Source organism: Pseudomonas sp. SZ40 (genome assembly GCF_052958135.1).
Genome location: NZ_JBQWIF010000006.1, coordinates 75,147 through 101,213, shown reverse-complemented (window position 1 = coordinate 101,213; position 26,067 = coordinate 75,147). Strand labels below are relative to the sequence as shown.

Annotated in this window: 22 protein-coding genes; 12 read left to right on the top strand and 10 right to left on the bottom strand. The window is 63.9% G+C overall.

Features of this window, described 5'->3' with window-relative positions; all coding sequences use genetic code 11:
* Nucleotides 1-122: 122 nt before the first annotated feature.
* Entirely contained in the window at nucleotides 123-794 is a 672-nt protein-coding gene (locus ACT9T4_RS07535) for a GntR family transcriptional regulator (protein ID WP_042555896.1), read from the bottom strand.
* A gap of 48 nt (nucleotides 795-842) precedes the next feature.
* Nucleotides 843-1,793 (bottom strand): LysR family transcriptional regulator, encoded by a 951-nt coding sequence (locus tag ACT9T4_RS07530; protein ID WP_042555989.1) that lies wholly within the window; start codon nucleotides 1,791-1,793, stop codon nucleotides 843-845.
* Between the two features lie 188 nt (nucleotides 1,794-1,981).
* Here ACT9T4_RS07530 and ACT9T4_RS07525 point away from each other — a divergent pair, with 188 nt between their 5' ends.
* The 7 genes from ACT9T4_RS07525 (at nucleotide 1,982) to ACT9T4_RS07495 (ending at nucleotide 11,539) form a co-directional block, all read left to right on the top strand.
* Nucleotides 1,982-3,397: an acetyl-CoA carboxylase biotin carboxylase subunit gene (locus ACT9T4_RS07525; protein WP_042555897.1), complete on the top strand. Its 1,416-nt coding sequence runs from the start codon at nucleotides 1,982-1,984 to the stop codon at nucleotides 3,395-3,397.
* A 10-nt stretch (nucleotides 3,398-3,407) separates the two neighbouring features.
* Nucleotides 3,408-5,219: a sodium-extruding oxaloacetate decarboxylase subunit alpha gene (gene oadA / locus ACT9T4_RS07520; protein WP_499116293.1), complete on the top strand. Its 1,812-nt coding sequence runs from the start codon at nucleotides 3,408-3,410 to the stop codon at nucleotides 5,217-5,219.
* Between the two features lie 335 nt (nucleotides 5,220-5,554).
* Nucleotides 5,555-6,769: a YeeE/YedE family protein gene (locus ACT9T4_RS07515; RefSeq protein WP_179539392.1), complete on the top strand. Its 1,215-nt coding sequence runs from the start codon at nucleotides 5,555-5,557 to the stop codon at nucleotides 6,767-6,769.
* Complete coding sequence (locus ACT9T4_RS07510; protein ID WP_179539391.1) at nucleotides 6,763-7,599, top strand: alpha/beta hydrolase; 837 nt, start codon at nucleotides 6,763-6,765, stop codon at nucleotides 7,597-7,599. The genes ACT9T4_RS07515 and ACT9T4_RS07510 overlap by 7 nt, the downstream gene beginning before the upstream one ends.
* Nucleotides 7,600-7,904: 305 nt before the next feature.
* On the top strand, nucleotides 7,905-9,278 hold the full coding sequence (locus ACT9T4_RS07505) for an alanine/glycine:cation symporter family protein (protein ID WP_042555901.1): 1,374 nt from the start codon (nucleotides 7,905-7,907) through the stop codon (nucleotides 9,276-9,278).
* 645 nt (nucleotides 9,279-9,923) lie between these two features.
* Entirely contained in the window at nucleotides 9,924-11,051 is a 1,128-nt protein-coding gene (locus tag ACT9T4_RS07500) for a saccharopine dehydrogenase family protein (protein ID WP_499116290.1), read from the top strand.
* A 2-nt stretch (nucleotides 11,052-11,053) separates the two neighbouring features.
* The gene (locus ACT9T4_RS07495) at nucleotides 11,054-11,539 is read left to right on the top strand and encodes a DUF2269 family protein (RefSeq protein ID WP_042555903.1); all 486 of its coding nucleotides are present in this window, start codon (nucleotides 11,054-11,056) and stop codon (nucleotides 11,537-11,539) included.
* A 107-nt stretch (nucleotides 11,540-11,646) separates the two neighbouring features.
* On the opposite strand, the gene ACT9T4_RS07490 is transcribed toward ACT9T4_RS07495, so the two are convergent.
* The 4 genes from ACT9T4_RS07490 to ACT9T4_RS07475 form a co-directional block, all read right to left on the bottom strand.
* Nucleotides 11,647-12,717 (bottom strand): energy transducer TonB family protein, encoded by a 1,071-nt coding sequence (locus ACT9T4_RS07490; RefSeq protein WP_499116288.1) that lies wholly within the window; start codon nucleotides 12,715-12,717, stop codon nucleotides 11,647-11,649.
* Complete coding sequence (locus ACT9T4_RS07485; RefSeq protein ID WP_231570219.1) at nucleotides 12,714-13,364, bottom strand: hypothetical protein; 651 nt, start codon at nucleotides 13,362-13,364, stop codon at nucleotides 12,714-12,716. The genes ACT9T4_RS07490 and ACT9T4_RS07485 overlap by 4 nt, the downstream gene beginning before the upstream one ends.
* A gap of 253 nt (nucleotides 13,365-13,617) precedes the next feature.
* Complete coding sequence (locus ACT9T4_RS07480) at nucleotides 13,618-14,559, bottom strand: hypothetical protein (RefSeq protein WP_499116286.1); 942 nt, start codon at nucleotides 14,557-14,559, stop codon at nucleotides 13,618-13,620.
* Nucleotides 14,560-14,688: 129 nt separating this feature from the next.
* Nucleotides 14,689-15,591 (bottom strand): alpha/beta hydrolase, encoded by a 903-nt coding sequence (locus tag ACT9T4_RS07475; protein WP_042555905.1) that lies wholly within the window; start codon nucleotides 15,589-15,591, stop codon nucleotides 14,689-14,691.
* A gap of 215 nt (nucleotides 15,592-15,806) precedes the next feature.
* On the opposite strand from ACT9T4_RS07475, the gene ACT9T4_RS07470 reads away from it, so the two are divergent.
* Nucleotides 15,807-17,057, top strand: a complete 1,251-nt coding sequence (locus ACT9T4_RS07470; RefSeq protein WP_499116283.1) for an MFS transporter — start codon at nucleotides 15,807-15,809, stop codon at nucleotides 17,055-17,057.
* Nucleotides 17,058-17,221: 164 nt separating this feature from the next.
* On the opposite strand, the gene ACT9T4_RS07465 is transcribed toward ACT9T4_RS07470, so the two are convergent.
* The 3 genes from ACT9T4_RS07465 to betC all read right to left on the bottom strand — a co-directional run bounded on the left by ACT9T4_RS07465 (nucleotide 17,222) and on the right by betC (nucleotide 21,555).
* Nucleotides 17,222-18,787, bottom strand: coding sequence for a SulP family inorganic anion transporter (locus ACT9T4_RS07465; RefSeq protein ID WP_042555906.1), 1,566 nt, complete (start codon nucleotides 18,785-18,787; stop codon nucleotides 17,222-17,224).
* A gap of 230 nt (nucleotides 18,788-19,017) precedes the next feature.
* Nucleotides 19,018-19,947, bottom strand: coding sequence for a choline ABC transporter substrate-binding protein (gene choX / locus ACT9T4_RS07460; protein WP_499116281.1), 930 nt, complete (start codon nucleotides 19,945-19,947; stop codon nucleotides 19,018-19,020).
* A gap of 99 nt (nucleotides 19,948-20,046) precedes the next feature.
* Nucleotides 20,047-21,555, bottom strand: coding sequence for a choline-sulfatase (gene betC / locus ACT9T4_RS07455; protein ID WP_499116280.1), 1,509 nt, complete (start codon nucleotides 21,553-21,555; stop codon nucleotides 20,047-20,049).
* A 112-nt stretch (nucleotides 21,556-21,667) separates the two neighbouring features.
* Here betC and ACT9T4_RS07450 point away from each other — a divergent pair, with 112 nt between their 5' ends.
* The 4 genes from ACT9T4_RS07450 (at nucleotide 21,668) to pbpG (ending at nucleotide 24,978) form a co-directional block, all read left to right on the top strand.
* A complete protein-coding gene (locus tag ACT9T4_RS07450; RefSeq protein ID WP_499116278.1) occupies nucleotides 21,668-22,621 on the top strand; it encodes a choline sulfate utilization transcriptional regulator in 954 nt (317 codons plus the stop codon).
* Nucleotides 22,618-22,980 carry a DOPA 4,5-dioxygenase family protein gene (locus tag ACT9T4_RS07445; RefSeq protein WP_042555910.1) on the top strand — a complete coding sequence of 121 codons (363 nt, stop codon included), beginning with the start codon at nucleotides 22,618-22,620 and terminating at the stop codon, nucleotides 22,978-22,980. The genes ACT9T4_RS07450 and ACT9T4_RS07445 overlap by 4 nt, the downstream gene beginning before the upstream one ends.
* Nucleotides 22,981-23,034: 54 nt before the next feature.
* Nucleotides 23,035-23,898 (top strand): carboxylate/amino acid/amine transporter, encoded by an 864-nt coding sequence (locus tag ACT9T4_RS07440; protein ID WP_042555911.1) that lies wholly within the window; start codon nucleotides 23,035-23,037, stop codon nucleotides 23,896-23,898.
* A gap of 132 nt (nucleotides 23,899-24,030) precedes the next feature.
* Nucleotides 24,031-24,978 (top strand): D-alanyl-D-alanine endopeptidase, encoded by a 948-nt coding sequence (gene pbpG / locus ACT9T4_RS07435; RefSeq protein WP_156152777.1) that lies wholly within the window; start codon nucleotides 24,031-24,033, stop codon nucleotides 24,976-24,978.
* Between the two features lies 1 nt (nucleotide 24,979).
* On the opposite strand, the gene ACT9T4_RS07430 is transcribed toward pbpG, so the two are convergent.
* Nucleotides 24,980-25,876, bottom strand: a complete 897-nt coding sequence (locus ACT9T4_RS07430) for a LysR family transcriptional regulator (protein WP_179539384.1) — start codon at nucleotides 25,874-25,876, stop codon at nucleotides 24,980-24,982.
* Between the last annotated feature and the right edge of the window lie 191 nt (nucleotides 25,877-26,067).

Below are 26,067 nucleotides of genomic sequence, written 5' to 3'. Positions count from 1 at the left end.
GAACCTTTGCAAGGCAGTAGCAAGTGCCCATCGGTTCAGTGTGGGAGTGGGCCACGCCCGCGATCTCGTGAGCCGCAGGTATTTTGCTGAACGGCCGCTTCCGTATGTTTAAGCCTGCCGATTCAACGGTGCTCGGGCAGGTGCTCGAACAGGCTGCGGCAGACGCCGATGATGTGCTGGTCGAGCAGGGTGACCGCCAGTTCGACGTCACGGGCGCGGCAGGCGGCGATGATCTCGCGGTGTTCGCGGTCGGCGCGATCCTTGCCCTCGGAAAGGCTCATCTGCATGCGCAGGTAGCGCTCCAATTTGTCGTGGATGGAGCGGATCAGGCTGACCAGGAACGGACGCTGCGCCGGCTCGTAGAGGCAGGCGTGCAGCTCCCAGTTGAGTTCGGCCCAGCGGCCGATGTCTTCCTCGCCGATGAACTCCTCGCAGATGCGCTCGGCGCGGGCGAAGGTCTCTTCGCTCATGTTGGGAATCGCCAGGCGCAGTACCTTGTCTTCGAGGAGAATGCGCACCTCGAACATCTGCGCCAGCTCCGGCTCGGAGATGCGCGTGACCACCGCTCCCTTGTTGCGCTGGAACACCACCAGCCCTTCGGCTTCCAGGCGCTTGAGCGCCTCGCGCACGGGAATCTTGCTGACGTTGAACAGCTTGGCGATGTCGTCCTGACGCACCGGCTCGTCTTCGGCGAAATGGCCGGAGACGATGGCATCGCGCAGGTGCTTGGTGATCACCTCGGAAGCGGACGGGGTGATGCCCAGATTCGGGGCGTTCAGGGGAGGTAATGGCACGCTGAGGCACCCGCTAGGTGAGGGTTTTGGATATCATATACGAAATCCCTACAGCGAATTGCTCGCGCCGCTGAATTGCTCGGCCAGAGCGCCAATCTGCGTGCGCTCGTTACGCACGAAATTGAAGAACGCCTGGGCGACCGGCGACAGGTATTTGCCCCGCGGATGCACCACGCACCAGCTGCGCAACAAGGGCAGTTCGGCTACCGGTAACTCGCGCAGCACGCCCAGTTGCAGTTCGCGACGCACGGCATGGCGCGGTATCAGGGCCAGGCCCAGCCCGGCGATCACCCCCTCGCGCTGCCCCTCCATGGAGCCCACCTCTTGCAACTGGGCGAAATGTGCACGCTTCTGGTGACAGTACTCTTCACAGGCTCGCCGGGTGCCCGAGCCAGGTTCGCGCACCAGCAATGGCCAGGCACACAGGTCCTGTAACTGCAACGATCGTGCCTGGCTCAGCGGGTGATCAGCGGGCGCCACGGCGATGATCGGGTTGTTCAGGAAGGGCAGAAACTCCAGGGACATGTCCGCCGGCACCTGGGACATGATCAGCAGGTCGTCCCGGTTGGCGCTCAGTCGCCTGACCGCCTGGGCGTGATTGACCACGGTCAGTTGCAGGCTGACTTCCGGATGCTCGCGGCGAAAGGCGGCGAACAGATGCGGCATGAAGTACTTGGCGCTGGACTCGATGGCCAGGCTCAGTTGGCCCTGCAGCGAGCCCTTGAGATCGGCCAGCTGCATGTCCAGGCTTTCCAGGCGGCCGAAAATGTCTTCGCTGGCGCGCTGCAGGGCTTCGGCTGCCTCGGTCAGGTACAGCCTCTTGCCGACGTAATCGAACAGCGGCTGATCGAGCAGCTCCTCGAGCTGGCGGATCTGCAGACTCACTGCTGGCTGGGTCAGGGCCATTTCTTCAGCGGCGCGGCTGTACGAGCGGTTGTCGCACACCGACCGAAACACCTGAAGTTGACGAAAGGTCATACGTAACAATGACTTGCGAATTTTATTCACCACTCCAGTGGATTCTTGTTCGCCCAGCATAAGTTTTTACTTATGCATGACCCAATAAATATTGATTTTGGTTAATTGTTACAGCCGAGTAGGGTTAAGACTGAAGCCGGGGTGGAGTTATCCGGTCATATCTCGACCCTTAAAGGGTTGCCTGTTCACGTGATCGAGGATGCTGGCTCGTGATCAAGAAAATCCTGATAGCCAACCGTGGCGAGATCGCGGTCCGTATCGTGCGGGCCTGCGCCGAAATGAACATTCGGTCGGTGGCCATCTATTCGGATGCCGACCGCCAGGCCTTGCACGTCAAGCGTGCCGACGAGGCCTATGGCATTGGCGACGACCCTTTGGCGGGTTACCTGAACCCGCGCAAGCTGGTGAACCTCGCCGTGGAAACCGGCTGCGACGCGCTGCACCCCGGCTACGGCTTTCTCTCCGAGAACGCCGAGCTGGCAGAAATCTGCGCCTCACGCGGCATCAGGTTCATCGGCCCGAGCGCCGAGGTCATCCGCCGCATGGGCGACAAGACCGAGGCCCGGCGCAGCATGATCAAGGCCGGCGTGCCGGTGACACCGGGCACCGAGGGCAACGTGGCGGATATCGCCGAGGCGCTGCGCGAAGGTGATCGCATCGGCTACCCGGTGATGCTCAAGGCCACCTCCGGTGGCGGTGGGCGGGGCATACGTCGCTGCAACAGCCGCGAGGAACTGGAGCAGGCGTTCCCGCGGGTGATCTCCGAGGCCACCAAGGCGTTTGGCTCGGCCGAGGTGTTTCTCGAGAAGTGCATCGTCAACCCGAAGCACATCGAGGCGCAGATTCTCGGCGACAGCTTCGGCAACGTGGTGCACCTGTTCGAGCGCGATTGCTCGATCCAGCGGCGCAACCAGAAGCTCATCGAAATCGCCCCCAGCCCGCAACTGACCCCGGAGCAGCGCGCCTACATCGGTGACCTCGCCGTGCGCGCCGCCCAGGCGGTGGGCTACGAGAACGCCGGTACCGTGGAGTTCCTGCTCGCCGAGGGCGAGGTGTACTTCATGGAGATGAATACCCGCGTGCAGGTGGAACACACCATCACCGAGGAAATCACCGGCATCGATATCGTTCGCGAGCAGATCCGCATCGCCTCCGGCCTGCCGCTTTCCATCAAGCAGGAAGACATCCAGTACCGCGGCTTCGCCCTGCAATTCCGGATCAACGCCGAGGACCCGCGCAACAACTTCCTGCCGTCGTTCGGCAAGATCACCCGCTACTACGCGCCTGGCGGCCCGGGCGTGCGCACCGACACGGCGATCTACACCGGCTACACCATCCCGCCGTATTACGACTCCATGTGCCTGAAGCTGATCGTCTGGGCGCTGACCTGGGAAGAGGCCCTGGCCCGTGGCTCCCGTGCACTGGACGACATGCGCGTGCAGGGCGTGAAGACCACCGCCACCTACTACCAGCAGATTCTCGCCAACGACGAATTTCGCAGTGGGCGCTTCAACACCAGCTTCGTCGACAACCATCCCGAGCTGCTGAACTACTCGATCAAACGCAAGCCGGGCGAACTGGCCCTGGCCATCGCCGCCGCCATCGCCGCCCATGCCGGCCTGTGAGGAACACACCATGACAAGAAAGATCACGGTCACCGACACCATCCTGCGCGACGCCCACCAGTCCCTGCTGGCCACCCGCATGCGCACCGAAGACATGCTGCCGATCTGCGACAAGCTCGACAAGGTCGGCTACTGGTCGCTGGAAGTCTGGGGCGGCGCGACCTTCGACGCCTGCGTGCGCTTCCTCAAGGAAGACCCGTGGGAGCGCCTGCGCGAGCTGCGTGCGGCACTGCCCAATACCCGCCTGCAGATGCTCCTGCGCGGGCAGAACCTGCTCGGTTATCGCCATTACAGCGATGACGTGGTCAGCGCCTTCGTTGCCAAGGCGGCGGAGAACGGCATCGACGTGTTCCGCATCTTCGATGCCATGAACGATGTGCGTAACCTGCGCGTTGCCATCGAAGCGGTGAAGACCGCTGGCAAGCACGCCCAGGGCACCATCGCCTACACCACCAGCCCGGTGCACACCGTCGATGCCTTCGTCGCCCAGGGCAAGGCCATGCAGGCCATGGGCATCGACTCCATCGCCATCAAGGACATGGCCGGTCTGCTCACGCCTTATGCTACGGCCGATCTGGTCAAAGCGCTGAAAGCCGAGATCGATCTGCCGGTATTTATCCACAGCCACGACACCGCGGGCCTGGGTTCGATGTGCCAGCTCAAGGCCATCGAGGCGGGCGCCGACCATATCGACACGGCCATTTCCAGCTTTGCCTGGGGCACCAGCCATCCCGGTACCGAGTCCATGGTCGCCGCGCTCAAGGGCAGCGAATACGACACCGGCCTGGACCTCTCGCTGATCCAGGAAATCGGCATGTACTTCCACGCGGTGCGCAAGAAGTACCACCAGTTCGAGAGCGAATTCACGGCGGTCGACACCCGGGTGCAGGTCAATCAGGTGCCGGGCGGGATGATTTCCAACCTGGCCAACCAGCTCAAGGAGCAGGGCGCGCTGAACCGCATGAACGAAGTGCTGGCGGAGATTCCGCGGGTGCGTGAAGACCTCGGCTTTCCGCCTCTGGTCACGCCCACTTCGCAGATCGTCGGCACCCAGGCGTTCTTCAACGTGCTCGCCGGCGAGCGCTACAAGACCATCACCAACGAGGTGAAGCTCTACCTGCAGGGCGGCTACGGCCAGGCGCCGGGCAAGGTCAACGAAACGCTGCGCAAGCAGGCCATCGGCAGTGAAGAAGTGATCGACGTGCGGCCGGCCGATCTGCTCAAGCCGGAGATGGCCAACCTGCGCGGGCAGATCGGCGACCTGGCCAAGTCCGAGGAGGACGTGCTGACCTTCGCCATGTTCCCGGATATCGGCCGTAAGTTTCTCGAGGAGCGCGAAGCCGGCAGCCTGCAACCCGAGGTGCTGCTGCCGATTCCCGATGGCAGCGGCGTGGCGGCAGCCGGCGGGGCTGGCGTACCGACCGAATTCATCATCGACGTGCACGGCGAAAGTTACCGCGTGGATATCACCGGCGTCGGTGTGAAGGGCGAGGGCAAGCGGCACTTCTACCTGTCCATCGACGGCATGCCCGAAGAGGTGGTGTTCGAAGCGCTCAACGACTACGTCGCCGGCGGCACCGGCAGCAAGCGCCGCACCGCCAGTGCGCCGGGTGACGTGAGCACCAGCATGCCGGGCAATATCGTCGACGTACTGGTCAAGGAGGGCGACACCGTGAAGGCGGGACAGGCCGTGCTGATCACCGAAGCGATGAAGATGGAAACCGAAGTGCAGGCGCCGATCGCCGGCACCGTCAAGGCCGTGCACGTGGCCAAGGGCGACCGGGTCAACCCGGGCGAGGTGCTGATCGAAGTCGAGGCCTGACTGCCCACCGTTTTACCTCTGGGGGCCGAACCAGGCTGTGTGAAAACTACTGCGCTCGTTCATGCGGCGTCAAAAGCCGGCTCAAAATGCTCGTTTACACCTCGTAAACTGCACTTTTCGCCGATTTTTGCCTTGCCTGACCTTCGCTCGCTACGTTTTCACATGGCCTGGAACGGCCCCTTTTTTTGCTTGGTGTGATCTGCAGCGGTGCATTGACCAGCCGCTTATAGCGCGACGAAATGGGCACTGCATGAGTCGGTCTAACCAATGACTGCCATGGCGCTTGGGAAAGGCTAAAATAACCGACCGTTTCAATTGGTTATTCGAAGGTCTATATGAGTTTGTCCATTCCTGCCACCGCGCCGGCCAATCGTCCAGGCACGCCGCTGGTCGCCATCGCGCTGCTGCTGGCTGGCGCCCTGGCCCTCACCTTCGCGGTGAGTGGCCGTCAGGCGCTGCTGTTCATCGTCGGTGGTGCTCTGGGCCTTGTGCTCTATCACGCGGCATTCGGTTTCACCTCGGCCTGGCGCGTGCTGCTCAACGAGCGCCGCGGCGCCGGCCTGCGCGCGCAGATGGTGATGCTGGCGATTGCCGTGCTGCTGTTCTTCCCGGCGCTGTCTGTGGGCACGCTGTTCGGTGAGCCGGTCAAGGGACTGGTAGCGCCGGCAGGTACTTCGGTGATCGTCGGTGCTTTCATCTTCGGCATCGGCATGCAGTTGGGCGGTGGGTGTGCGTCCGGCACGCTGTTCACCGTGGGCGGTGGCAATGCGCGGATGCTGGTGACGCTGCTGTTCTTCATCATCGGTGGCGTTAGCGCGACTCATCATCTGGAGTGGTGGTCGGCCCTGCCAAGCCTGCCGCCGACCTCCATCGTCACTAGCCTGGGTCTGGTGCCCGCGCTGCTGGTCAGCCTCGCGTTATTCGCTGCCATCGCGGCAATCAGCGCCCGTCTGGAGCTGCGCCGGCATGGCAGCCTGGAGCGTGCGGCTCCGAGTGAGCAGCAGGGCTGGCAACGTTTCCTGCGTGGCCCCTGGCCGCTGATCTGGGGCGCGGTGCTGCTGGCGCTGCTCAACTTCGCCACCCTGGCGCTGGCCGGTCGCCCATGGGGCATCACGTCTGCATTCGCGCTGTGGGGCGCCAAGGTGCTGCAGGGCTCCGGTATCGACGTTTCCGCCTGGGCGTTCTGGCAGCAACCGGGCAATGCGCAGGCGCTTGCCGCACCGCTGTGGGAGGACATCACCACGGTGATGGATATCGGCATCGTCATCGGCGCACTGCTGGCCGCTGGCCTGGCCGGGCGCTTCGCTCCGAACCTGAATATTCCGCTGCGTTCGCTGATCGCCGCGGTGATCGGTGGCCTGCTGCTCGGCTACGGCTCGCGTCTGGCCTATGGGTGCAATATCGGCGCCTACTTCAGCGGTATCGCCTCCGGCAGCCTGCACGGCTGGCTCTGGCTGGTGGCAGCGTTCATCGGCAATGGCGTGGGCGTGCGTCTGCGGCCATTGTTCTTTCCCGACGAGCGCCGTGAGGAGAAGCTGACGGGATGCTGATGGCCAGCCGCGCGAGCTCGGGCGCGCTGCTTCTTGGCGTATTGCTGAGCGTTGCATTGAGCGGCTGCCAATCCCCGCTGCAACAGCTCGACGAGTTGGCGGGCAAGCAGGATCAACGCCTGCAAACCCTCGACAGCACGCCCTTTCCGTTGCTCCTGAGCGCGCCAGGCAGAGCGCTGTCCACCTCGCGGATTCGGGTGTATCTGGAAGGCGATGGTCAGGCCTGGGCGACCCGTTCGCAGCCCAGCCTCGACCCTTCTCCCCGTGACCTGCTGGTGGCTCGTCTGGCGTTCGCCGATCCCACACCGAGCCTGTACCTGGCGCGGCCCTGTCAGTTCGTGCGCAGCGATGCCTGCGACACCGCGCTGTGGACGGATCGGCGCTTTGGCAGCGAGGTGCTGGCCAGCCTCGACGGTGCCCTCAATCTCATCAAGACGCGCTACGGCAACCGTGACTTCGAACTGGTCGGCTACTCCGGTGGCGCGGCCCTGGCCCTGTTGCTCGCCGCCCGCCGTGATGATGTCGCCAGCGTGCAGACGCTCGCGGGCAACCTGAGCCCGCGTCGTTGGGTGCAGGTGCGCCAGTTGAGCCCGTTGACCGGCTCGCTGGAGCCGCTGGATTATCGTGAGCGGCTGACGCATGTGGCGCAACGTCACTTGGTGGGCGACGATGATCGCGTGGTACCGGCCGAAGTCCTGCGCGAGTACCTCGATGGCCTTGGCGAGGCGCGGTGCGTGGAGGCCGTCAGCCTTGCGCAGGTGTCGCACCGCGACGGCTGGGAGGCCGCCTGGGCACAGTGGCGGCAGCTGCCGTTGCAGTGCGCTCAATGACCTCTGGCGAAACCCGGGTGGGCGAGGCGAACGCCTGATTCGGTGCGCCGCTGCAGCTAAATTCCCCGTTTTTTCGGCCCCTCTCGCGGGCAAGTTGTTATAGCCTTGCCCTCCTGGCAACAATCGGCCCCGTCGCAATCGATTGATTCGCCTAACATTTCGTTACGTTCCCAGGGTTCGTAACGCTGCCGCCCAAGGCTGCACGGACGCATCTGCGTTCATCCCTCGACATCCCGTGCTACCAGCCCGGGTGCCGTTCCTGCCGGCCACGAGCCGCACCGGATAGAACAAGAAGGATATCCTCGATGGAACAATTTCTCGCTGTACTCTCGGCCATCAGTGGTTTTATCTGGGGCCCGTTTCTGCTCATCCCCCTGCTGCTGCTCACGGGTCTGTACCTGACCATTCGCCTGCGTGGCATCCAGTTTCGCGTGCTCGGCCACGCCTTCTGGTTGGCTTTCGTCAAACGCAAGGAAAAGGGTGACGTACCCGGTGACGTTTCTCACTATCAGGCTCTGGCCACCGCGCTGGCGGCGACCATCGGCGTCGGCAATATCGCCGGGGTGGCGACTGCCATCGGCATCGGTGGCCCGGGCGCGCTGTTCTGGATGTGGATGACCGGCCTGGTCGGCATGGCCACCAAGTACTCCGAAGCCTTGTTGGGCGTGAAGTACCGGGTCACCGATGCCAGGGGCGAGCAGAGTGGCGGGCCGATGTACTACCTGACCCGTGGTGTCGGCGGCACCCTGGGCAAGAGCCTGGGCATCGCCTTCGCGATTTTCGGCGCGATTGCCTCGTTCGGGATCGGCAACATGGTGCAGGCCAACACCGCCGCCCATCAGCTTCATGACACCTGGGGCATTTCGCCGACCGCCACCGGCTTGGTGATGGCCATTGCGACTGCCGTGGTGATCATCGGCGGGATCAAGAGCATCGGGCGTTTCGCCGCGGGCGTGGTGCCGGTGATGATCGTCCTCTACATCATCAGCAACGTCGCCGTGCTGGTGGTGTTCGCCGACCGTCTGCCGGACGCCATCGTGCTGGTCTTCACCGATGCGTTCAGTGGCAGCGCGGCGGCCGGTGGTTTCCTTGGCTCCAGCATTATCCTGGCCGTGCAGATGGGCGTGGCGCGGGGCATCTTTTCCAACGAGTCGGGCCTGGGGACCGGTGCCATCGCCGCGGCAGCGGCGAAAACCGACAAGCCGGTGCGCCAGGCCATGGTCTCGATGACCCAGACCTTTCTCGACACCCTGGTAATGGTGACCTTCACCGCCTTTGCGATCATCGTCACCGGCGCCTGGACCCAGGAGGGTCTCAAGGGCGCGCCGATGACCGCCTGGGCGCTGGAGCAGGGCCTCGGCGGCGGTTGGGGTATCTATACGGTGACCATCGGTGTGCTGGTCTATGCCTACACCACCATCCTCGGCTGGTCGTACTACGGCGAGCGCTGCATGGAACGGCTGATGGGCCGCGTCGCGGTGATGCCGTACCGGCTGATCTTCTCGGTGGTGGTGTTCGTCGGAGCGGTAACTTCGCTGGAGGTGGTGTGGACCTTCTCCGACATCGCCAACGGCCTGATGGCGCTGCCCAACCTGATCGGCCTGTTGCTGCTCTCCGGCATCGTGGTCAAGGAAACCCGCGATTACATGAGCCGCAAGAACTGGAAGACCGAGGACTGATTCTCTCCTGTAGGCGCCGGCGGCGTTGACGTTCACGCTGGCGTCGAGGGTGAGAGCGCTTCGCTGGCAAGCCAGCTCCTACGGGGTACCGGTATGTGGCAAGGACCTATTGCCAATGCGGGCTGTGTAGGAGCCGGCTCACCGGCGCTGGCGGCGGTGGAATTCACGCTGACGTCGAGGGTGAGACCGCTTTGCTGGCAAGCCAGCTCCTACGGGGTACCGGTATGCGGCAAGGACCGCTTGCCAATGCGGGCTGTGTAGGAGCCGGCGCATCGGCGCTGGCGGCGGTGGAATCCACGCTGACGTCGAGGGTGAGAGCGCTTCGCTGGCAAGCCAGCTCCTACGGGGTACCGGTATGCGGCAAGGACCGCTTGCCAATGCGGGTTGTGTAAGAGCCGGCGCACCGGCGCTGGCGGCGGTGGAATTCACGCTGACGTCGAGGGTGAGAGCGCTTCGCTGGCAAGCCAGCTCCTACGGGGTACTGGTATGCGGCAAGGACCGCTTGCCAATACGGGCTGTGTAGGAACCGGCTTGCCGGCGATTGCCGTAGCCTTTTCCGCCAGCTTGCTTCGTTAAGGCTGATCGGTGAACCTTGGCCCGCTCCGCTGAGGGGCGGACTCGAGCGGCTTGTCCAAGGGAGATGAAATGGCTTTGCGGATCATGGTGATTGGCGCCTACGGGAATTTTGGCAGCATCATCAGCGACCATCTGAGTCGCATGCCCGGCGTGGAGATGGTCATCACGGGCCGCGATGCGCAGAAGCTGCAGGCGCGGCTCGCGGTATTGAATGCTCAGGCACCGTCGCCCGCGCGCAGCTGGTGTGGCGATGCCATGGCGGCGGGCTTTGCAGAGGCGCTGCAGGATCTGGGCATCGATTGGGTGATTCATACCGGTGGGCCGTTTCAGGGGCAGCCCTATAGCGTCGCCGAGGCGTGTATCGGAGCGGGTGTCAACTACTGCGATCTCGCCGACTGTCGCGCCTTCGTCAACGGTATCGCCAGGCTCGACGAGCGGGCCCGGCAGGCCGGTGTGGCGATTCTCAGTGGATGCAGCTCGGTGCCCAGTCTGTCGTCGGCGATCATCGATGAACACCGCGCGGGTTTCGCCCGTATCGACCGCATCGCGCACGGCATCTCCTCGTCGGCCAAGATGCCTGGCCTGTCCACTGTAGAAGGCGTGCTGGCCTATGCCGGTCGGCCCATTCGCCAGCTCAGCAATGGCCGTATTCATGAAGTCACGGGTTGGCAGGACCTGTCCTTGCGCACCATGCCGCATCTGGGCACGCGCCTGCTGGCCAATGTGGACGTGCCGGACATGGACATCTTCGCGCAGCGCTATGGCGCTCATACGCTGTCGTTCAAGGCAGGGCTGGGTCTCAAGCTGGGCGGTGTGGTCAATGCCCTGCTGGCCCAGATGGTGAAGATCGGTCTGGTGCGTGACACCCTGCCATGGGCCAGGCGTTTGCACCGCTGGGGCACGTGGTTCGAGCGCTTCGGTGATGGCATGAGCGCCATGTATGTCGACGTGCAGGGCGTCGATCACCAGGCCCGGCCTCTGACCCTGACCGCCCAGCTCACCGCCCGCAATGACAAGGGGCCGGAGATCCCCAGTTGCGCCGCGGTCGCTCTCGCCGCCAAGGTCGCCAGCGGTTACCGACCAGCTCCCGGTGCACGGCCCTGCGTTGGAGAAATCACCGTCGCCGAATACCTGACGGCCATTGACGAGCCGGATAACGTGCAACTGGCCGTCGACTTCTCTCACGCGGTGGTTTGAGCATGGACTACCTGCAGCTCAAGTACCTGCACGTCATCGCCGCAGTGTTCCTGTTCGGCTTCGGCATGGGCTCGTACCTGTACATGATCGCCGCCAGCCGAACCGGCGATGCCCGGGTCATCGCCCAGGTGGTGAAGATGGTGGTGCGTTTCGACACCTGGATCACCACCCCGGCCGGCGTGCTGCAAGTGCTCACCGGCTATGCCATGACCCGAGTGGCCGGCATGCCGCTGTCCAGCGACTGGCTGCTGAGCTCCATACTGATCATGGTCTGCGTTGGCGCGCTGTGGTTGCCGGTGCTGGTGCTGCAGCATCGCCTGCAGCGCCTGGCTGCCGACTCTGCCGAGCGTGGCGAAGCGCTGGGTGAACGCTACCGGGCGCTCTACCGCGCCTGGTTCTGGATGGGGGTGGCGGGCTTTTCGGGAATGTTCGTGATCGTGTGGATCATGGTGACCAAGAGCACGCCCTGGCATTGGCTGGCTATCTAGCTGGCCAGCCTGCGGATGAGGTCATCGGCTATCCGCGGGCCATGCTCTGCGATGCCCGGCGAAGTGGCCGATACTCGATCAGCTCACTCCGCATTGCATGGCTTCAGTTACCTGCCGGTCACGCCCTGAGCAGCCGTTTCCTTTTTGATCCCTTCGGATACGTAATGCCAGTACAGGGCCTCCGGGTTGGCTCTGCATTGCTCGATGATCCACGGCAGCGCGCGCGTGAAGGCTTTGTCGACCCCGGCTGCCGACGAGCTCTTCTGCTGACGCAACTCGGTGAGAAACAGCAGCGCCGAAGTCTGCTGAAAGGTGGCCAGGTCACTGGACGGTTTGCCGGGTGAGGTGTGCTCGAACTGCTGCAACTCGCTCATGACCTGTGCGCAGCTTTGCTCCTGGGTGCTCAGGATGGATTGCGGCCTGAGCACGAAGCTGTGGCTCACCGGTTGTGTTGATGGGGCCTGTGAGCTGGCGGTCCAGGGCTGATAGCGCCATTTCTGCACGGTGGTTTCAACCGCGGAGAGAACCAGGTCCGACGCTTCACCGCTGGCCTTCACATCGCTGACCGAACCATCGGCGTGCACCTGGAACGTCGCCGTTACCCTCGTGCGCTGTTGCAGGCTTGCCGGTGCTACCGGCATTGGCATCTGCAGCGGCTTGAGTGGCGTCACGGCGAATAGGGCCGCATCGGCCTGGGCGCGGGCGACGAAGTTGTCGATGATGAGGCGGACATTGTCGCCGCGGCCGTCCGGGTGGACGAACAGGCCGTTGTAATGCGAGGTCGTGTTGTCGATGCGGTAGGTCGCGACTTCCTGGTGGCCGCGGGTTACCCGAAACGTCAGCTCCAAGTCCCAGGAAATGGGCGCCGGGATGATGAACAGGCTGAAGGCGCTGAGGAACTGAATGGGGACGTTGCTGAGGCCGTAATAGTCGCCAACCGACAGCACCTGAATGTTGTACCCACCCGGATCGAAACCTTCGCGTACCTGTTCGAAGGCACCCAGGCTGCGCATGTGATTACGGATCAGCGTGCCGGGGACCGATCCCAGGGTCTGCACGCTCACCTGCGGTAGCGTCAGGTCGTGGTCCAGCGTCGGTGTGCTGAGGGTGTGGTTGACCTGGCAGCCGCCCAGGAACATCAGCAGGCCAATGCCAAGTATGCGTAGCTTGCCGTTCATCTGAGCTGCCCCGAAAGAACCGATTTGAAGATTGCGGCATTCTCGGTGTCGCTATCGAACATGGCGGGATAGGCGCCATCCATGTGCTTCAGCTCGAGTACTTGCAGCGGTGGCAATTCGGGGTGCTTGCTGGTGACCAGGGCCTGATCACGCTCGGCGTGGTAGCTGTGGATAAACGAGCACCTGGCGTTGAGGTCAATGCAGGCGGCACGGAAGTCGCCGATGTAGTAAGCCTTGCCGGGCTCCAGCTGGAGTGGGATGGAGAAGTCTTCGCGCTTCCATCCGGTACCGTCGCCGCGACGAAACAGCACGTTGTACAGTTCGTAGCGACCGGGTTTGAGTGGCATCACGAACAGCGTACCGATGCCGCGGCGGCCGTCGCGGATATCCCGCGTGGTACGCAGATGAACGTTGTTGCGCAGACGTGCGGAGGCTGAACCGCCGCCGCCCTTCTGGCGTAGCAGGATGCTTTGTTCGTGGGGCGAGTACTTGGCATCCGGCCAGACGCCGACCACGCCGACCAGATAGCTCGTGGCACCGCCTTCGGCAGGGCGAATGCTCTTGTCGATATCGATGGGCGACAGGCTGTAGCAGCCAACCAGGTTGAGCAGCAGCATTGAGCTGCAGAGATTGCGGAGCAGGGACATCAGTACACTCGCGTGCAGGGCAGCGCCATCGGGTCTGACTGACCGACGGGGCCTGTAATGAACACAAGGTGTGAAGCGAGAGGGCGTAGCACACCAATCCTTGGCGACATCATTCCAATGTAGCTGGGTGCGATTATAACCAGGCGCCGCTGTCGATTGGCCAGGAAGGCTTCAGATCATGAACGGTTTGGCAGTTGAGCCGGCTGCGCATCATCTGCGTATTGAATCGTGCACCTGCTCGTCGATCCGCCGCTCACGGGGTGGATTTCAGTCGCGCCGTGATCGCCACGCGCAGGCAACCCCAGGCGATCGTGCCGATGATCAGCACCTCGGCGAAACCCACCAGCAGGTTGAACGAGAAGACGAATGGCTGTTCGGCCCAGTAGAAGGTATGCGATCCCGTTCGAAAACCGCTGACGCGCAGGCGTCCGTTGAATAGCGCAGGCACCAGCACGATGATGTGATTGAGTTCGAACACGGTCAGGAAGGCGCCCAGCAGAGCGCAGAAGCCGCGGGCGGGCGTGCTGAAGGTCTCGTGCTTGTCTGCCGGTGGCGTTGACCCCTTGGCAGCCCTGGCACGTTTGCTGGTTGGCGCCGGTGTGGGCTTGTAGATGGTCCGCGCTTTGACTGTCGCAGGATCGATGACGTCGGTCGGCACTGCCAGCTGCAGGTACTCGGCCAATTCGCGCAGCCATAGTTCAGTGCGTTCGCTGCCCGGGATGACAGGCACGTTGTTGGTCGTCAGCCGGTGCTCGGTGCCGTCGCGCATCACCAGCCACAGTTGCGTATGGGCAGGCTCCGCGCCTTCGCGGCGGCGTAGTTCGAGGCGTTTGGCGGCGTCGATCCGGAAAGCATCGTGCACCCGCTCGCGGCGGCCGAAGAAATTTCGCGTGCGGCGTTTGCCTTCACCGTCGAGTCGCGACAGCAGCAAGCTCTCTCGCATGCCGGTGTAGACCGTGACGACCAGGCCGAGGGCAGGCAACAGCAACAGCCCGAGCACTATCAGCAATGCCGACAGTGGATCCATGCTCGACAAGGGCGAAGAGTCACTGGTAACTGCGAACGCCACGAATGCCACTGGCGCCGCGAATGCGATCGCTCCCATGAGCGGGACTGCGGTATTCATCACCAGATTGCGCGAGTGGATGTGCAGATCGCCCCTCGGGGTGCGTTCGTAGCGATGGCCAATCAGCATGCCGACTTCCTTGTGCGCCACTGTCAGATCGTTCGCAGGGCGGGGCGAGTTGCAAGCAGCGCACAATACCCCAAGCCGCATCTTGTGGTGCTCGCCCTTCAGCCATTCATGCCGGTCTCTGCAGGAACCCTAGCCCCTGCCAACCACCTTCGGCGCGAACAGGGTACGAATCGCTTCCCGGTACTCGCTGCTGCCGGTGCGGAGGCTGTTGTTGTGGTTGCCACCGTCGATCAGCAGCAGGCGCTTGGGTTCGTTGGCGGCCTGATAGAGGCTTTCGCTGAACCGCTGTGGGATATAGCGATCATTGGTGCCGTGGGCGATGAGTACGGGCACCTTGATGTCGCCGATCTTGCTCAGCGAATCGAATTTCTGCGACAGCAGCCAGTGCACCGGTAGCGATGTGTACTCGGCGGCTACTTCGGTCGCCGCGTCGGCCAGGTTGGTGAAGGTCGACTCGATGATCAGCCCGGCCAGCGGCGGTGTGTGGCGATCGCGGCCCAGGGATTCGGTGAGGTTGACCGCTACGGCGCCGCCCAGGGAGTGGCCGTAGACGAAGCGTTTGGCAGGATCAGGCTGCAGTTCGGTGAGACGCTGCCAGGCGATCTCGGCGTCTTCGTAAATGGTGCGCTCGGAGGGCAGTTCGCCGAGGCTCTCGCCAAAACCACGGTAGTCGATGGCCAGTACCGAGAAACCCATGGCGTGCAGCTGCTCGATGCGGAACATCTGGCCGGTGAGGTTCCAGCGCGAGCCGTGCAGGTACAGCAGTGTGGGGGCGTCAGCCTTCTGCGCGGGCCACCACCAGGCGTGAATGTTCTGCTTGTCCCCGAACTGCGGCGCGCTGAGGGTCATTTCCTCGACACCAGCGGGCAGGCCGCTGAACCAGCTGGCGGTGCCCGGTTCGATGCGGAACACCAGTTCGCGCTCCTTCTGTTCCAGCTTGGCGCAGCCGACCGGCAGGCCGACGGCCAGACACAGCAGCAGGCTCAGGCTGAACCAGCGGCGGCGCAGGGTGTGGATAAGTGATGTGGCCATGGATCTCCGCACTGCTCGAAAACGTGACGCCGCGGCCCCTGCACAGGGGCGGCAGCGTGGCGTGAAAGGGTGATAGGCGAGTAGACAGGAGCGCAGCGGCGATGTTCGTCTGGCGCGCGCTTTTCGGGTATCGAGTTGTTACCGGATCATGACATGGCTGCTGCCGCTTTCAAGCCTGCGCTATGCTGCGCCGCTCACATGCTGCGGACTCGTTCATGTCGTCCACGTCTTCCGATCTGCGCCGCCCGGCGGGTGCCACGCTGGTGCTGCTGGCGTCGTTGTACTGCGCTCAGGGTTTACCATCCGGGCTGATCGCCCATGCGCTGCCGGTGCTGCTACGTCAGCACGGCGTGGATCTGGCGCTGATCGGCCTGCTCAAGCTGCTGGCATTGCCCTGGTTGCTCAAGGTGCTGTGGGCGCCCTGGGTGGATCGTCTGTCGTCGCGCCGCCTGGGCCATCATCGTGGCTGGATCCTGCCGCTGCAGAGCGGCGTGCTGCTGATTCTGCTGGCGTTGGCGCTGCTCTCGCCCGATGCCCTGTTCGGCGCCCATCTGCCGCTGCTGCTCGGCCTGCTGGTGCTGGTCAATCTGGCGGCGGCGACCCAGGACATCGCCACCGACGGCCTGACCGTGCGCCTGCTGCCGGAGCGCTGGCGCGGGCTCGGCAACAGCCTGCAGGTCGGTGGCTACAAGGTGGGGATGATCATCAGCGGCAGCGGCCTGTTGCTGGTCATCGACCGCGTCGGCTGGAACCTGTCGCTGCTCTGGCTGGCGGCTCTGCTGGCGTTGACGCTGGTGCCGATCTGGCGCTTCGCCGAAGCGCGCCATCTGCCTCCTCGGGTTGCCGGCGTCGAACCGGTTGGGCCGAGCCTGTTGCTGCACCATTATCGTGGGCTGCTGGCGCTACCGGGCATGGGGTTGTGGCTGGCGGTGGTGCTGACCTTCAAGCTCGGCGACGCACTGGGGTCGCCGATGATCAAACCGATGCTGGTGGATCAGGGCTGGAGCAACGCGGAACTGGGGCAATTGACACTGATCAGCAGCCTGGTCGGCATCGGCGGCGCGCTGCTGGGTGGGCTGCTGTATGCGCGTCTGGGCGTGCTGCGTGCGTTGCTGATCTTCGGCGCGCTGCAGGCGCTGAGCCTTGCCACGTTGGCGCTGCTGGTGAGCCGTGGCGGTGATGCAGCCCTGGTGTACGCGTTGACGCTGTTCGAGCAGGCAGCCGATGGTTTGTCCACGGTGGCCCTGTTTGCCGCGATGATGCGCCAGTGCCGCGCCGGTCACGAGGGTGCCGATTTCACCCTGCAGGCCTCCACGCAGATTCTGCTCGGCGGCTTCGTCGGTGCCGCCAGCGGCGTGCTCGCCAAGGCCCTGGGCTACGACGGTTTGTTCATCTGTGCCGGGGCCCTGGGGCTGGCGGCACTGTTGCTGGTATGGCGTTATTTTCGCCGCCACGGCTGGCGTTAGGAGCCCTCGCCTTCCGTAGCCCTGTAGGAGCCGGCTTGCTGGCGAGCTGTTGGCGGTTGATCGCCGGCAAGCCGGCTCCTACAGGATCGTTGGTACTAGGCGAGCCCAATATCGCCTCCTGGGTATCGCTGGGATCAACGCCAGGCTAAGAGGCCGTTTGAGGCTCAATCTTCGAATTGCACGGGACAGGTGGGGCCTTCGAGTTTCTGGATTTCTTCGATCACGTGAGGGCGAGCGTGGCGCAGGACCAGTTGGCGGTTCTGGGTGTGCAGGCGGCGGGCTTCCAGGTGGAGCATTTCCACGCCGGCGTAATCGATGAAGTTGATGTGCCTGGCATCGACCACCACCCGCTCCCCACGGCTCAGTTGCAGCACCTGCTGCACGTAGTGGCAGGCACCGAAAAAGATCGAGCCCTCCAGGCGCAGCTGTTCGTCGTCACCGTCGCGGGTGTATTTGAAGCGCGGTTGCGAGGTGCGTTTGAGGTAGAAGAACAGCGAGGCCAGCACGCCCGCGTAGATCGCCGTTTGCAGCTCCAGCAGCAGCGTGGCCAGCAGGGTCAGCAGCATCACCACGAACTCTGAACGGCTGACGCGCAGCAGCGCGCGGACCCCGGCGACATCCACCAGCCCCCAGCAGATCAGCAGAATCGCCGCCGCCATGCTGGGCAAGGCGATGTGGGCGATCAGCGCGGCGCAGAACAGCGCGAACGCCCCCACCAGCAGTGCAGAGAACACCCCGGCCAGTGGCGAAGTGGCGCCGCCTTGCAGGTTCAGCGCCGAGCGGGTGAAGGAACCAGCCGACATCGAGCCGGAGAACCAGGGACCGATCAGGTTGGACAGGCCCTGGGCACGCACCTCCTGATTGGCGTCCAGCACCTGCTGGGATTTGCTCGCCAGGGAGCGGGCGATGGACAGGCTGGTGACCAGCCCGAGCATGCCGCAGGCGATGGCGGCGGGCAGCAGTTGCAACAGGCTGTTGATCTCGACGTGCAGGGTGGTGAGCGGCGGCAGTTTGCCTTCGAAAGCGTTGACCAGGGTGATGCTGGCGAAGAACCCCGGCAGCGCGGCAACCAGCAGGCTACCGGCGATCACGCCGATCAGCAGCGCCGGCAAGCGCGGCCACAGGCGCCGGCACAGCAGGCTCACCGCCAGGGTGAAGATTGCCACCAGCACGGCGTGCCAGTCGGCCTGGTCGAGGTGCTGGAAGAGGTTGAGCAGCGTCGCCACGGCAGTGCGCTGGCTGTCGACCTGCAGGCCCAGCAGGTTGGGTAGCTGACCGAGCGCGATCACCACGGCGGCGCCGAGGGTGAAGCCAAGTACCACCGAGGGCGAGACGAAGTTGACCAGATTGCCGAAGCGCAGCAGCCCCAGCAGCCATTGGAAAAGCCCGGCGAGAAAGGTCAGTACCAGCACCAGCGCGACGAACTCCTCGCTGCCGGGCCTGGCCATGGGGCTGACGCTGGTGAACAGGACGATGGAAATGGCCGCAGTCGGCCCGCCGATCAGGTGCCACGACGAGCCCCACAGGCAGGCGATGATCACCGGCACGATGGCTGCGTACAGCCCGTACTCTGCTGGCAACCCGGCGATCAGTGCGTAGGCGATCGATTGTGGCAAGGCCAGAATGGCACCGCTGAGCCCGACCAGCAGATCCGTACCCAGGGTGCGCCGGGTGACACTCGGCCACCAGAGCAGGAAGGGCAACAGGCTGTAACGGCTGGGTAAGCGCATGCGTTCGCTCGGAGGCGGGTGATCAGGTGGCAAGCAGAGTAACAGAGGCTTTACTCATGATTTCCCGGATTGTTCGAGTGCATCGCGTGTATGGCTTTGGAAAGGCGAAAGCAGCCGTTCGTAGTCGGGGGCCAATTGGTGGGCTAAAGCCCACCCTACAGCCGCGCATCTAGCTGTAGGGTGGGCTTTAGCCCACCAAATCGAAGGTCCGCTATCGCCTTTCAACTGCCTTACAGCTTGGCCTTCACCGCCGCGACCGCATCGCCGCCATCGCGGGTGGTGACGCCCTGCAACCAGCCGTCGATCACCTCGGGGTTGGCCTTGAGCCAGTCCTTCACGGCCTGGTCGTTGCTGGCCTGTTTGCTCAATACCTTGTCCATGATGGCGTTCTCCATGTCCTGGGTGAAGGTCAGGTTGCTCAGCAGCTTGCCCACGTTCGGGCACTGCGCCGCGTAGCCCTTGCGGGCCAGGGTGTTGACGCTGCCGCTCTCGCCAAAGTACTTCTCGCCGCCCTTGAGGTACTTCATGTCGTACTGCACGTTCATCGGGTGTGGCGTCCAACCGAGGAAGGCGACGAACTCGTCACGTCGCACGGCGCGGCCGACCTGCACCAGCATGGCCTGTTCGCTGGACTCGATCAGGGTCCAGTCCTTGAGGCCGAACTCGTTGGCGGCGATGATTTGCTTGATCGATTCGTTGGCCGGTGCGCCGGACGCGATGCCGTAGATCTTGCGGCCGAACTGGTCGGCGTGCTTTTCCAGGTCGGCGAAGGTTTTCACCCCGGCGTCATAGGCGTAGGTCGGCACGGCCAGGGTGTACTCGGTGCCACTGAGGTTTTCCGCGACCTTGTCCACCTTGCCGTTGGCGACGAACTTGTCGTAGTTGGCCTGCTGAGCCGGCATCCAGTTGCCGAGGAACACGTCGACCTGGCCCTTCTGCAGGCCGGCGAAGATGATCGGTACGCCGAGGGTCTGGGTCTGCACCTTGTAACCCAGGCCGTCGAGCACCAGGCTGGCGATGCCGTTGGTCACGGCGATGTCGCTCCAGCCCGGATCGCCGAGCTTCACCGTGGCACAGCTGGCATCTTCGGCGTGGGCCTGGGAGGCGAGGGCGGCCGCCATGAACAGGCTGCTGGCGAAAGCCGTCTTGAATGTCTTCATGCCTATTTCCTTATGTTGATTTCTAGGTTGGCAGGCTATGCGACGCAGGCCTGCGCGCCGGGTTCCCGCGGTTTCCGCTGGGTCACCCGGCGCGCTGCATCACGGTTGGGGGAAGCGAGCACGGCGCTCCAGATCGTCGAGGTCGATGTGGTTGCGCATGTACTGCTCGCTGGCGTCGACGATCGGCTGGTGATCCCAGCTTTTCAGCGCACCTTGGGTAAGGGCTTCGGCGACCAGGCGCCGCCGCCGCTGACTGGCCAGGGTCGCCCGGTGGATGGCGGGAATGTCCCAACGACCGCGTGCCTCGTCGAGGAACGACTCGACCTGCTGGCGATGGTCCCACGACTGGGCGAGGTTCTCGCGCTCCTGCGGATCGTTCGCCACGTTGAACAGCAGCAACGGGTCGTCTTCGGAGTAGATGAATTTCCACTCGCCGCGGCGAATCATCATCAGCGGGCTGGTGGTGCCCTCGGCCATGTACTCGCCGAGCACTTCGTCGTGGCCGCCAGTGCCCTGCAGGTGCGGCAGCAGCGAGCGGCCGTCGAGCGCCAGGCCTGGTTCGACCTGGCCGCCCGCCAGCTCCACCAGGGTCGGCAGCAGGTCGACGGTGGACACCGACTGGCTGACCCGGTGCGCGGCGAATCGCGCCGGTGCGTGGACCAGCAGCGGTACCCGGGCGGCCATCTCGAACCAGTGCATCTTGTACCAGAGGCCGCGCTCGCCAAGCATGTCGCCATGATCGCCGGAGAACACGATGATGGTGTCGTCGGCCAGCTTGCAGTCCTTGAGGGTCTTGAGCAGCTTGCCGATGTTGTCGTCGATGTAGCTGCAGGCACCGAAGTAGGCGCGCCGCGCGTCGCGGATCTTGTGCTCGGGCAGCGGCTTGTCCCACAGGTCGATGACCTTGAGCAGGCGCTGGGAATGAGGATCCTGCTCGGCCTGGTCGATCACCTGGCGGGGCAGGGGGATGTCGTCATCGTCGTAGCGATCCCAGTATTCCTCGGGGATGGTGTACGGGTCGTGCGGATGGGTCATCGATACGGTCAGGCAAAACGGCTGATCCGGCGTTACCCGCACGTGGTCGTAGAGGTATTGCTGCGCCTTGAACACCACCTCTTCGTCGAAGTCGAGCTGGTTGGTGCGCACGCAAGGGCCGGCCTGCAGCACCGAAGACATGTTGTGGTACCAGCTGGCGCGTACTTCTGGCTCGTCCCAGTTCACGGCCCAGCCGTAGTCGGCGGGGTAGATGTCGCTGGTCAGGCGCTCTTCGTAACCGTGCAACTGATCGGGGCCGCAGAAGTGCATCTTGCCGGACAGCGCCGTGCGGTAGCCGAGGCGGCGCAGATAGTGAGCGTAGGTGGGGATATCGGCAGGAAAATCGGCGGCGTTGTCGTAGGCACCGATCTGGCTGGGCAACTGGCCGCTGACCAGGGTGAAGCGCGATGGCGCGCACAACGGGCTGTTGCAGTAGGCGGAATCGAACAACACGCCCTCGGCGGCCAGACGCTGCAGGTTGGGCACCTTGATCGGCGAAGCCGGGTCGTGCAGTGGCAACAGCGGCGCGGCCATCTGATCGGCCATGATGAAAAGGATGTTCGGGCGTTTCATGGCGGTTGGTGTTCCATATAGTTGTTTTATGCGAGAGTGCTATTTCGATCATCCAGCCTCGCCAGGCATGGGTAAACCCGGATCAGGTACATGACTAGGATAAGCACAGCTTATGCTTAAGGCGCTCGAGGGAGTCTCTCTGGATGTGCTGCGGGTATTCGAGTCCGCAGCGCGACACTTGAGTTTCACTGCCGCGGCGGCCGAGCTCGGCAGCAGCCAACCGGCCATCAGCCAGCAGATCAAGCGGCTGGAAGAACGGTTGGCGACCCGTCTGTTCGACCGCGTGTACCGTGGCATCGTGCTGACCGAGGCGGGCGAAACCCTGCTGGGCCCGGTACAGGAGGGGTTGGCGGCCCTGGATGCCGGTCTGGAGGCAGTGGTTGGTCGACAGCAGCATGAGGTGCTGCAGGTGGCCACCGACTTCGCCTTCGCCGCCTATTGGCTGATGCCACGGCTGCAGCGTTTTCATCAGCTATATCCGGAGGTCGATGTCAGCCTGGTCACCAGCGAGCGTGACATGACCAGCCTGCCAGCGGAGATCGATGTGGCCATTTCCTTCGGGGACGGGCGTCTGAAGAACGGCCAGGTGCACCTGTTGTTCAAGGAGGAGGTGTTTGCGGTGTGCAGTCCGCATCTGCTCAGCGGCCAGGGCGCCTGCGCCAATCAATTGCTGGCGCGTCTGCCGCTGCTGCATCTGCGCCCGGAGAGCCGCTCGCGCTGGTTCGACTGGAACGGCCTGTTCCGCGCCCTGGGAATCGCCGAAACGCCCAGCCCCGGCAGCCTGCGCTTCGACAACTACACCCTGCTGATCCAGGCCGCCATCGCCGGCCAGGGGGTCGCCATCGGCTGGCGGCATCTGGTCGACGAGCTACTGGCCCAGGGGTTGCTCAGCCGCGTTGACGGGCGCACGGTAACCTCCGAGTTCGGCTATTACGTGGTGCTGCCCGAGCGCAAGCGGCGGGTGCGCCTGGTGCAGAACTTCGTCGACTGGTTGCAGGACGAACTGCTGCGCGAGACGCTACCGCCACCGCAGAGCCCTATCGATCCACGGGGAATCGCCATATGACCGATGTCCGTATTCGCGGCTATCACGCCCATGTGTACTTCGATGCCGGTAGCCTCGAGCAGGCGCGCGTGCTGTGCGAATCAGCGGCGGCACGCTTTGCCGTGAAGATGGGGCGCCTGCATCAGAAGGCGGTCGGGCCTCATCCCGACTGGAGTTGCCAGTTGGCCTTTCGCGCCGAGCTGTTCGGCGAAGTGATTCCCTGGCTGATGCTCAATCGCGGCGAGCTGGTGATCTTCATCCACCCGATCACCGGCAACGACCTGATCGACCACCGTGACCGCGCCCTGTGGATGGGCGCGGTACGGCCGCTGGATCTTTCCGGGCTGGCGGACGGCAGGCCGCTGACCTTCGAGCTCTGACGTAGGGCTTGCGGCGCGGTATGATCCGCGCCTGATTTTTCAAGAGCCCGCGCCATGCCTTACCTGCTCGCCGTCACCGTCCTCTGGGCGTTTTCCTTCAGCCTGATCGGCGAATACCTGGCGGGGCGGGTGGACAGCGATTTCGCCGTGCTGGCGCGGGTGGCCGTCGCGGCGCTGGTGTTCCTGCCGTTCACGCTCTGGCGTGGCTTGCCGCGGCGCTTGCTGGCGGGTTTCTGGCTGGCCGGGGCGTTGCAGTTCGGGGTGACCTACCTGTGTCTGTACCGCAGCTTCCAGGTGCTGACGGTACCCGAGGTGCTGCTGTTCACCGTGCTCACGCCGATCTACGTGACCCTGCTCGATGACGCCTTGGCGCGGCGTTTCAACCCCTGGGCCCTGCTCGCCGCACTGGTCGCGGTGGGCGGCGGCGTGGTGATTCGCTTCGAGCGCCTGGAGGGCGAGTACCTGATCGGTTTCCTGCTCCTGCAACTGGCCAATCTCACTTTCGCTGCCGGCCAGGTGCTGTGTCGCCAGTTGCTGATGCGCTACCCCACCGAGCAGCCGCTGCATCGTTTCTTCGGCCACTTCTTCCTGGGTGCGATGCTGCTGGTGCTGCCGTCGTTCCTGCTCTTCGGCAACCCGGACAAGCTGCCGCAGACCGCGCTGCAGTGGGGCATCCTGCTGTGGATGGGGCTGTTCGCCACGGCTCTGGGGCTGTTCTGGTGGGTCAAGGGCAGCATCAAGGTGGATGCCGGCACCCTGGCGGTGATGAACGAGCTGCATGTGCCTGCTGGTTTGGTGGTGAACCTGCTGATCTGGAACCGCGATGCGGATATTCCGCGCCTGGCTCTGGGTGGCGCGATCATCCTCGCTTCGTTGTGGCTGAACCGTCTCGGCCGTCGACGCACTATCGCCAGCTGATCCATTTATCGGACAATGGGAACCCTGCTTGACGGGTGCTAACATCGCACCTTCAATTGCATACGCAATCAGCTGTTTTTCAAACCCTATTTGCTTAGGCAATAGGTCCACGGATGATGTTCTTTCATCGGCATGGAGCGCCTCTTAGCCATCTCTTGCCCAGTGAATGCCATCGTGAATATTCGTCGCCCCTTCGCCAGTCTCGCCCTGGCCTGCCTGTTCATCGTTTCCCCGCTGGCTGCCAAGGCTGCCGCCCCCGCCAAACAGGAACTCGCTTCCGGTAGCGCGCTGCTGGTCGACCTGACCACCGACAAGGTGCTGTACTCCAGCAACCCCGACATGGTGGTGCCGATCGCCTCGGTCACCAAGCTGATGACCGCCATGGTCACCCTGGATGCCAAGCTGCCACTCAACGAGCAACTGCCGGTGATCATCCGCGACGTGCATGACATGCGTGGTGTGTATTCCCGCGTACGTATCGGCAGTGAGATCAGCCGCCGGGAAATGCTCCTGCTGACCCTGATGTCGTCCGAGAACCGGGCGGCCTCCAGCCTGGCCCATCACTACCCGGGTGGCGTCACCGCCTTCGTCGCCGCCATGAATGCCAAGGCCCGTGCTCTGGGCATGACCCAGACCCGCTATGTCGAGCCGACAGGCCTGTCGGAGCACAACGTTTCCAGCGCCAACGATCTGGTGAAGCTGCTCAAGGCAACGCGCAAGTACCCGCTGATTGGTGAGCTCAGCTCGACCGGGGAAAAGACCGTGGCGTTCCACAAACCCAATTACACCCTGGGCTTCCGCAATACCAACGCACTGACGCGCAAGGCTGGCTGGGACGTGCAACTGACCAAGACCGGCTTCACCAATCGTGCCGGGCACTGCCTGGTGATGCGTACCACCATGGCGGGCAAGCCCGTGGCGTTCGTGGTGCTCGACGCGTTCGGCAAGTACACCCACATGGCTGACGCCAGCCGCCTGCGCAAGTGGGTGGAGACTGGCAAGGTCACGCCGGTTGCACCCGCTGCTCTGGCCTACAAGCAGCAGCGTGCCTCGCAGCGCCAGTTGCAGGCTGCCCAGTAAGCTACTGCCAGAGCGGATCGCTGGCCAGGCGCTGGGCGATGAAGTCCAGCAGGGTACGCAGCGCCGGCAGCATCTGTCGGCGTGATGCATAGATTGCATGCACACCCAGGGACTGCGGTTGCCAGTCCGGTAGCAGGCGTACCAGGCGGCCGTCCTCGAGCATGGCTGCGGTCGCGTAAAGCGGCTGCATGCAGATGCCGCCATCGTTGAGGGCCGCCTCCAGCAGCACGGCGGTGTCATTGCTGCTGAGGTTGCCGTCCACCGCCACTTCCTCCTCGCTATCGGCCTGTTCGAAACGCCAGACGCTGCGCCCGAAATAGCTGTAGGTCAGGCAATTGTGCTGTGCCAGATCCTGCGGTCGCTGCGGCAACCCGGCGCGTGCCAGGTAGCCTGGCGACGCGCATACCACGGAATGGCAGGTGCCCAGGTGGCGTGCCACCTGATTGGGCTCCAGCTGATTGGTGATGCGCAGCGCCAGGTCGATGCGCTCCTCCACCAGATTCACCGCCTGGCTGTTGACCAGCAGGTCGATCGAGGTATTGGGGTAGCGCGCCAGGTAGTCGACCAGCATCGGGCTCAGCCATGTCTGGGCGAAGGACTGGCTGCTGGCGATACGCAGGTTGCCGCTGGGCCCGTCAGTGGCCTTTATGCCGGTAGTGCGCATCATCTCGGCGGTGTGCAGCATCTCCCGGCAGTGAGGCAACAGTTCGGTGCCCACCTGGGTCAGGCTCAACTTGCGCGTGGTGCGGTGCAGCAGGCGTGCGCCGACCCACCCCTCCAGTGCCGCCAGGTAGCGCGACACCATGGCCCGGGAGAGATCCAGATGCTCCGCGGCGGCGGTCTGGCTGCCGCGATCCACCACTTCGACGAAAACGCGGGTTGCTGTGAGTCTGTCCATGATTCGCTCGATTCATGCAACTGAGTTGGGTCGATTATGCGGCTTTTCGAGGGTTTTGCAGCGAGTAAGCTCACTGTTCATCCATCGGCAGTGGTTACGGAGATGATCCGCTCATTCCAGCTACTTGGTGCTTTATCGCTGCTGGCGCTAGCTGCGTTCGCCGCTGCTGGCAGCGAGCTGGCTGCCGATCG

Excerpts from the sequence above, each read along its gene's own strand:
- ACT9T4_RS07440 (WP_042555911.1), top strand. The coding sequence starts at position 23,035 with ATGCCTTACCTGCTCGCCGTCACCGTCCTCTGGGCGTTTTCCTTCAGC.
- ACT9T4_RS07485 (WP_231570219.1), bottom strand. The coding sequence starts at position 13,364 with ATGTCCCTGCTCCGCAATCTCTGCAGCTCAATGCTGCTGCTCAACCTG.
- ACT9T4_RS07450 (WP_499116278.1), top strand. The coding sequence starts at position 21,668 with ATGCTTAAGGCGCTCGAGGGAGTCTCTCTGGATGTGCTGCGGGTATTC.
- pbpG (WP_156152777.1), top strand. The coding sequence starts at position 24,031 with ATGGAGCGCCTCTTAGCCATCTCTTGCCCAGTGAATGCCATCGTGAAT.
- choX (WP_499116281.1), bottom strand. The coding sequence starts at position 19,947 with ATGAAGACATTCAAGACGGCTTTCGCCAGCAGCCTGTTCATGGCGGCC.
- ACT9T4_RS07495 (WP_042555903.1), top strand. The coding sequence starts at position 11,054 with ATGGACTACCTGCAGCTCAAGTACCTGCACGTCATCGCCGCAGTGTTC.
- ACT9T4_RS07445 (WP_042555910.1), top strand. The coding sequence starts at position 22,618 with ATGACCGATGTCCGTATTCGCGGCTATCACGCCCATGTGTACTTCGAT.
- ACT9T4_RS07510 (WP_179539391.1), top strand. The coding sequence starts at position 6,763 with ATGCTGATGGCCAGCCGCGCGAGCTCGGGCGCGCTGCTTCTTGGCGTA.
- ACT9T4_RS07430 (WP_179539384.1), bottom strand. The coding sequence starts at position 25,876 with ATGGACAGACTCACAGCAACCCGCGTTTTCGTCGAAGTGGTGGATCGC.
- ACT9T4_RS07505 (WP_042555901.1), top strand. The coding sequence starts at position 7,905 with ATGGAACAATTTCTCGCTGTACTCTCGGCCATCAGTGGTTTTATCTGG.
- oadA (WP_499116293.1), top strand. The coding sequence starts at position 3,408 with ATGACAAGAAAGATCACGGTCACCGACACCATCCTGCGCGACGCCCAC.
- ACT9T4_RS07465 (WP_042555906.1), bottom strand. The coding sequence starts at position 18,787 with ATGCGCTTACCCAGCCGTTACAGCCTGTTGCCCTTCCTGCTCTGGTGG.
- ACT9T4_RS07515 (WP_179539392.1), top strand. The coding sequence starts at position 5,555 with ATGAGTTTGTCCATTCCTGCCACCGCGCCGGCCAATCGTCCAGGCACG.
- ACT9T4_RS07490 (WP_499116288.1), bottom strand. The coding sequence starts at position 12,717 with ATGAACGGCAAGCTACGCATACTTGGCATTGGCCTGCTGATGTTCCTG.
- ACT9T4_RS07480 (WP_499116286.1), bottom strand. The coding sequence starts at position 14,559 with ATGCTGATTGGCCATCGCTACGAACGCACCCCGAGGGGCGATCTGCAC.
- ACT9T4_RS07500 (WP_499116290.1), top strand. The coding sequence starts at position 9,924 with ATGGCTTTGCGGATCATGGTGATTGGCGCCTACGGGAATTTTGGCAGC.
- ACT9T4_RS07475 (WP_042555905.1), bottom strand. The coding sequence starts at position 15,591 with ATGGCCACATCACTTATCCACACCCTGCGCCGCCGCTGGTTCAGCCTG.
- ACT9T4_RS07470 (WP_499116283.1), top strand. The coding sequence starts at position 15,807 with ATGTCGTCCACGTCTTCCGATCTGCGCCGCCCGGCGGGTGCCACGCTG.
- betC (WP_499116280.1), bottom strand. The coding sequence starts at position 21,555 with ATGAAACGCCCGAACATCCTTTTCATCATGGCCGATCAGATGGCCGCG.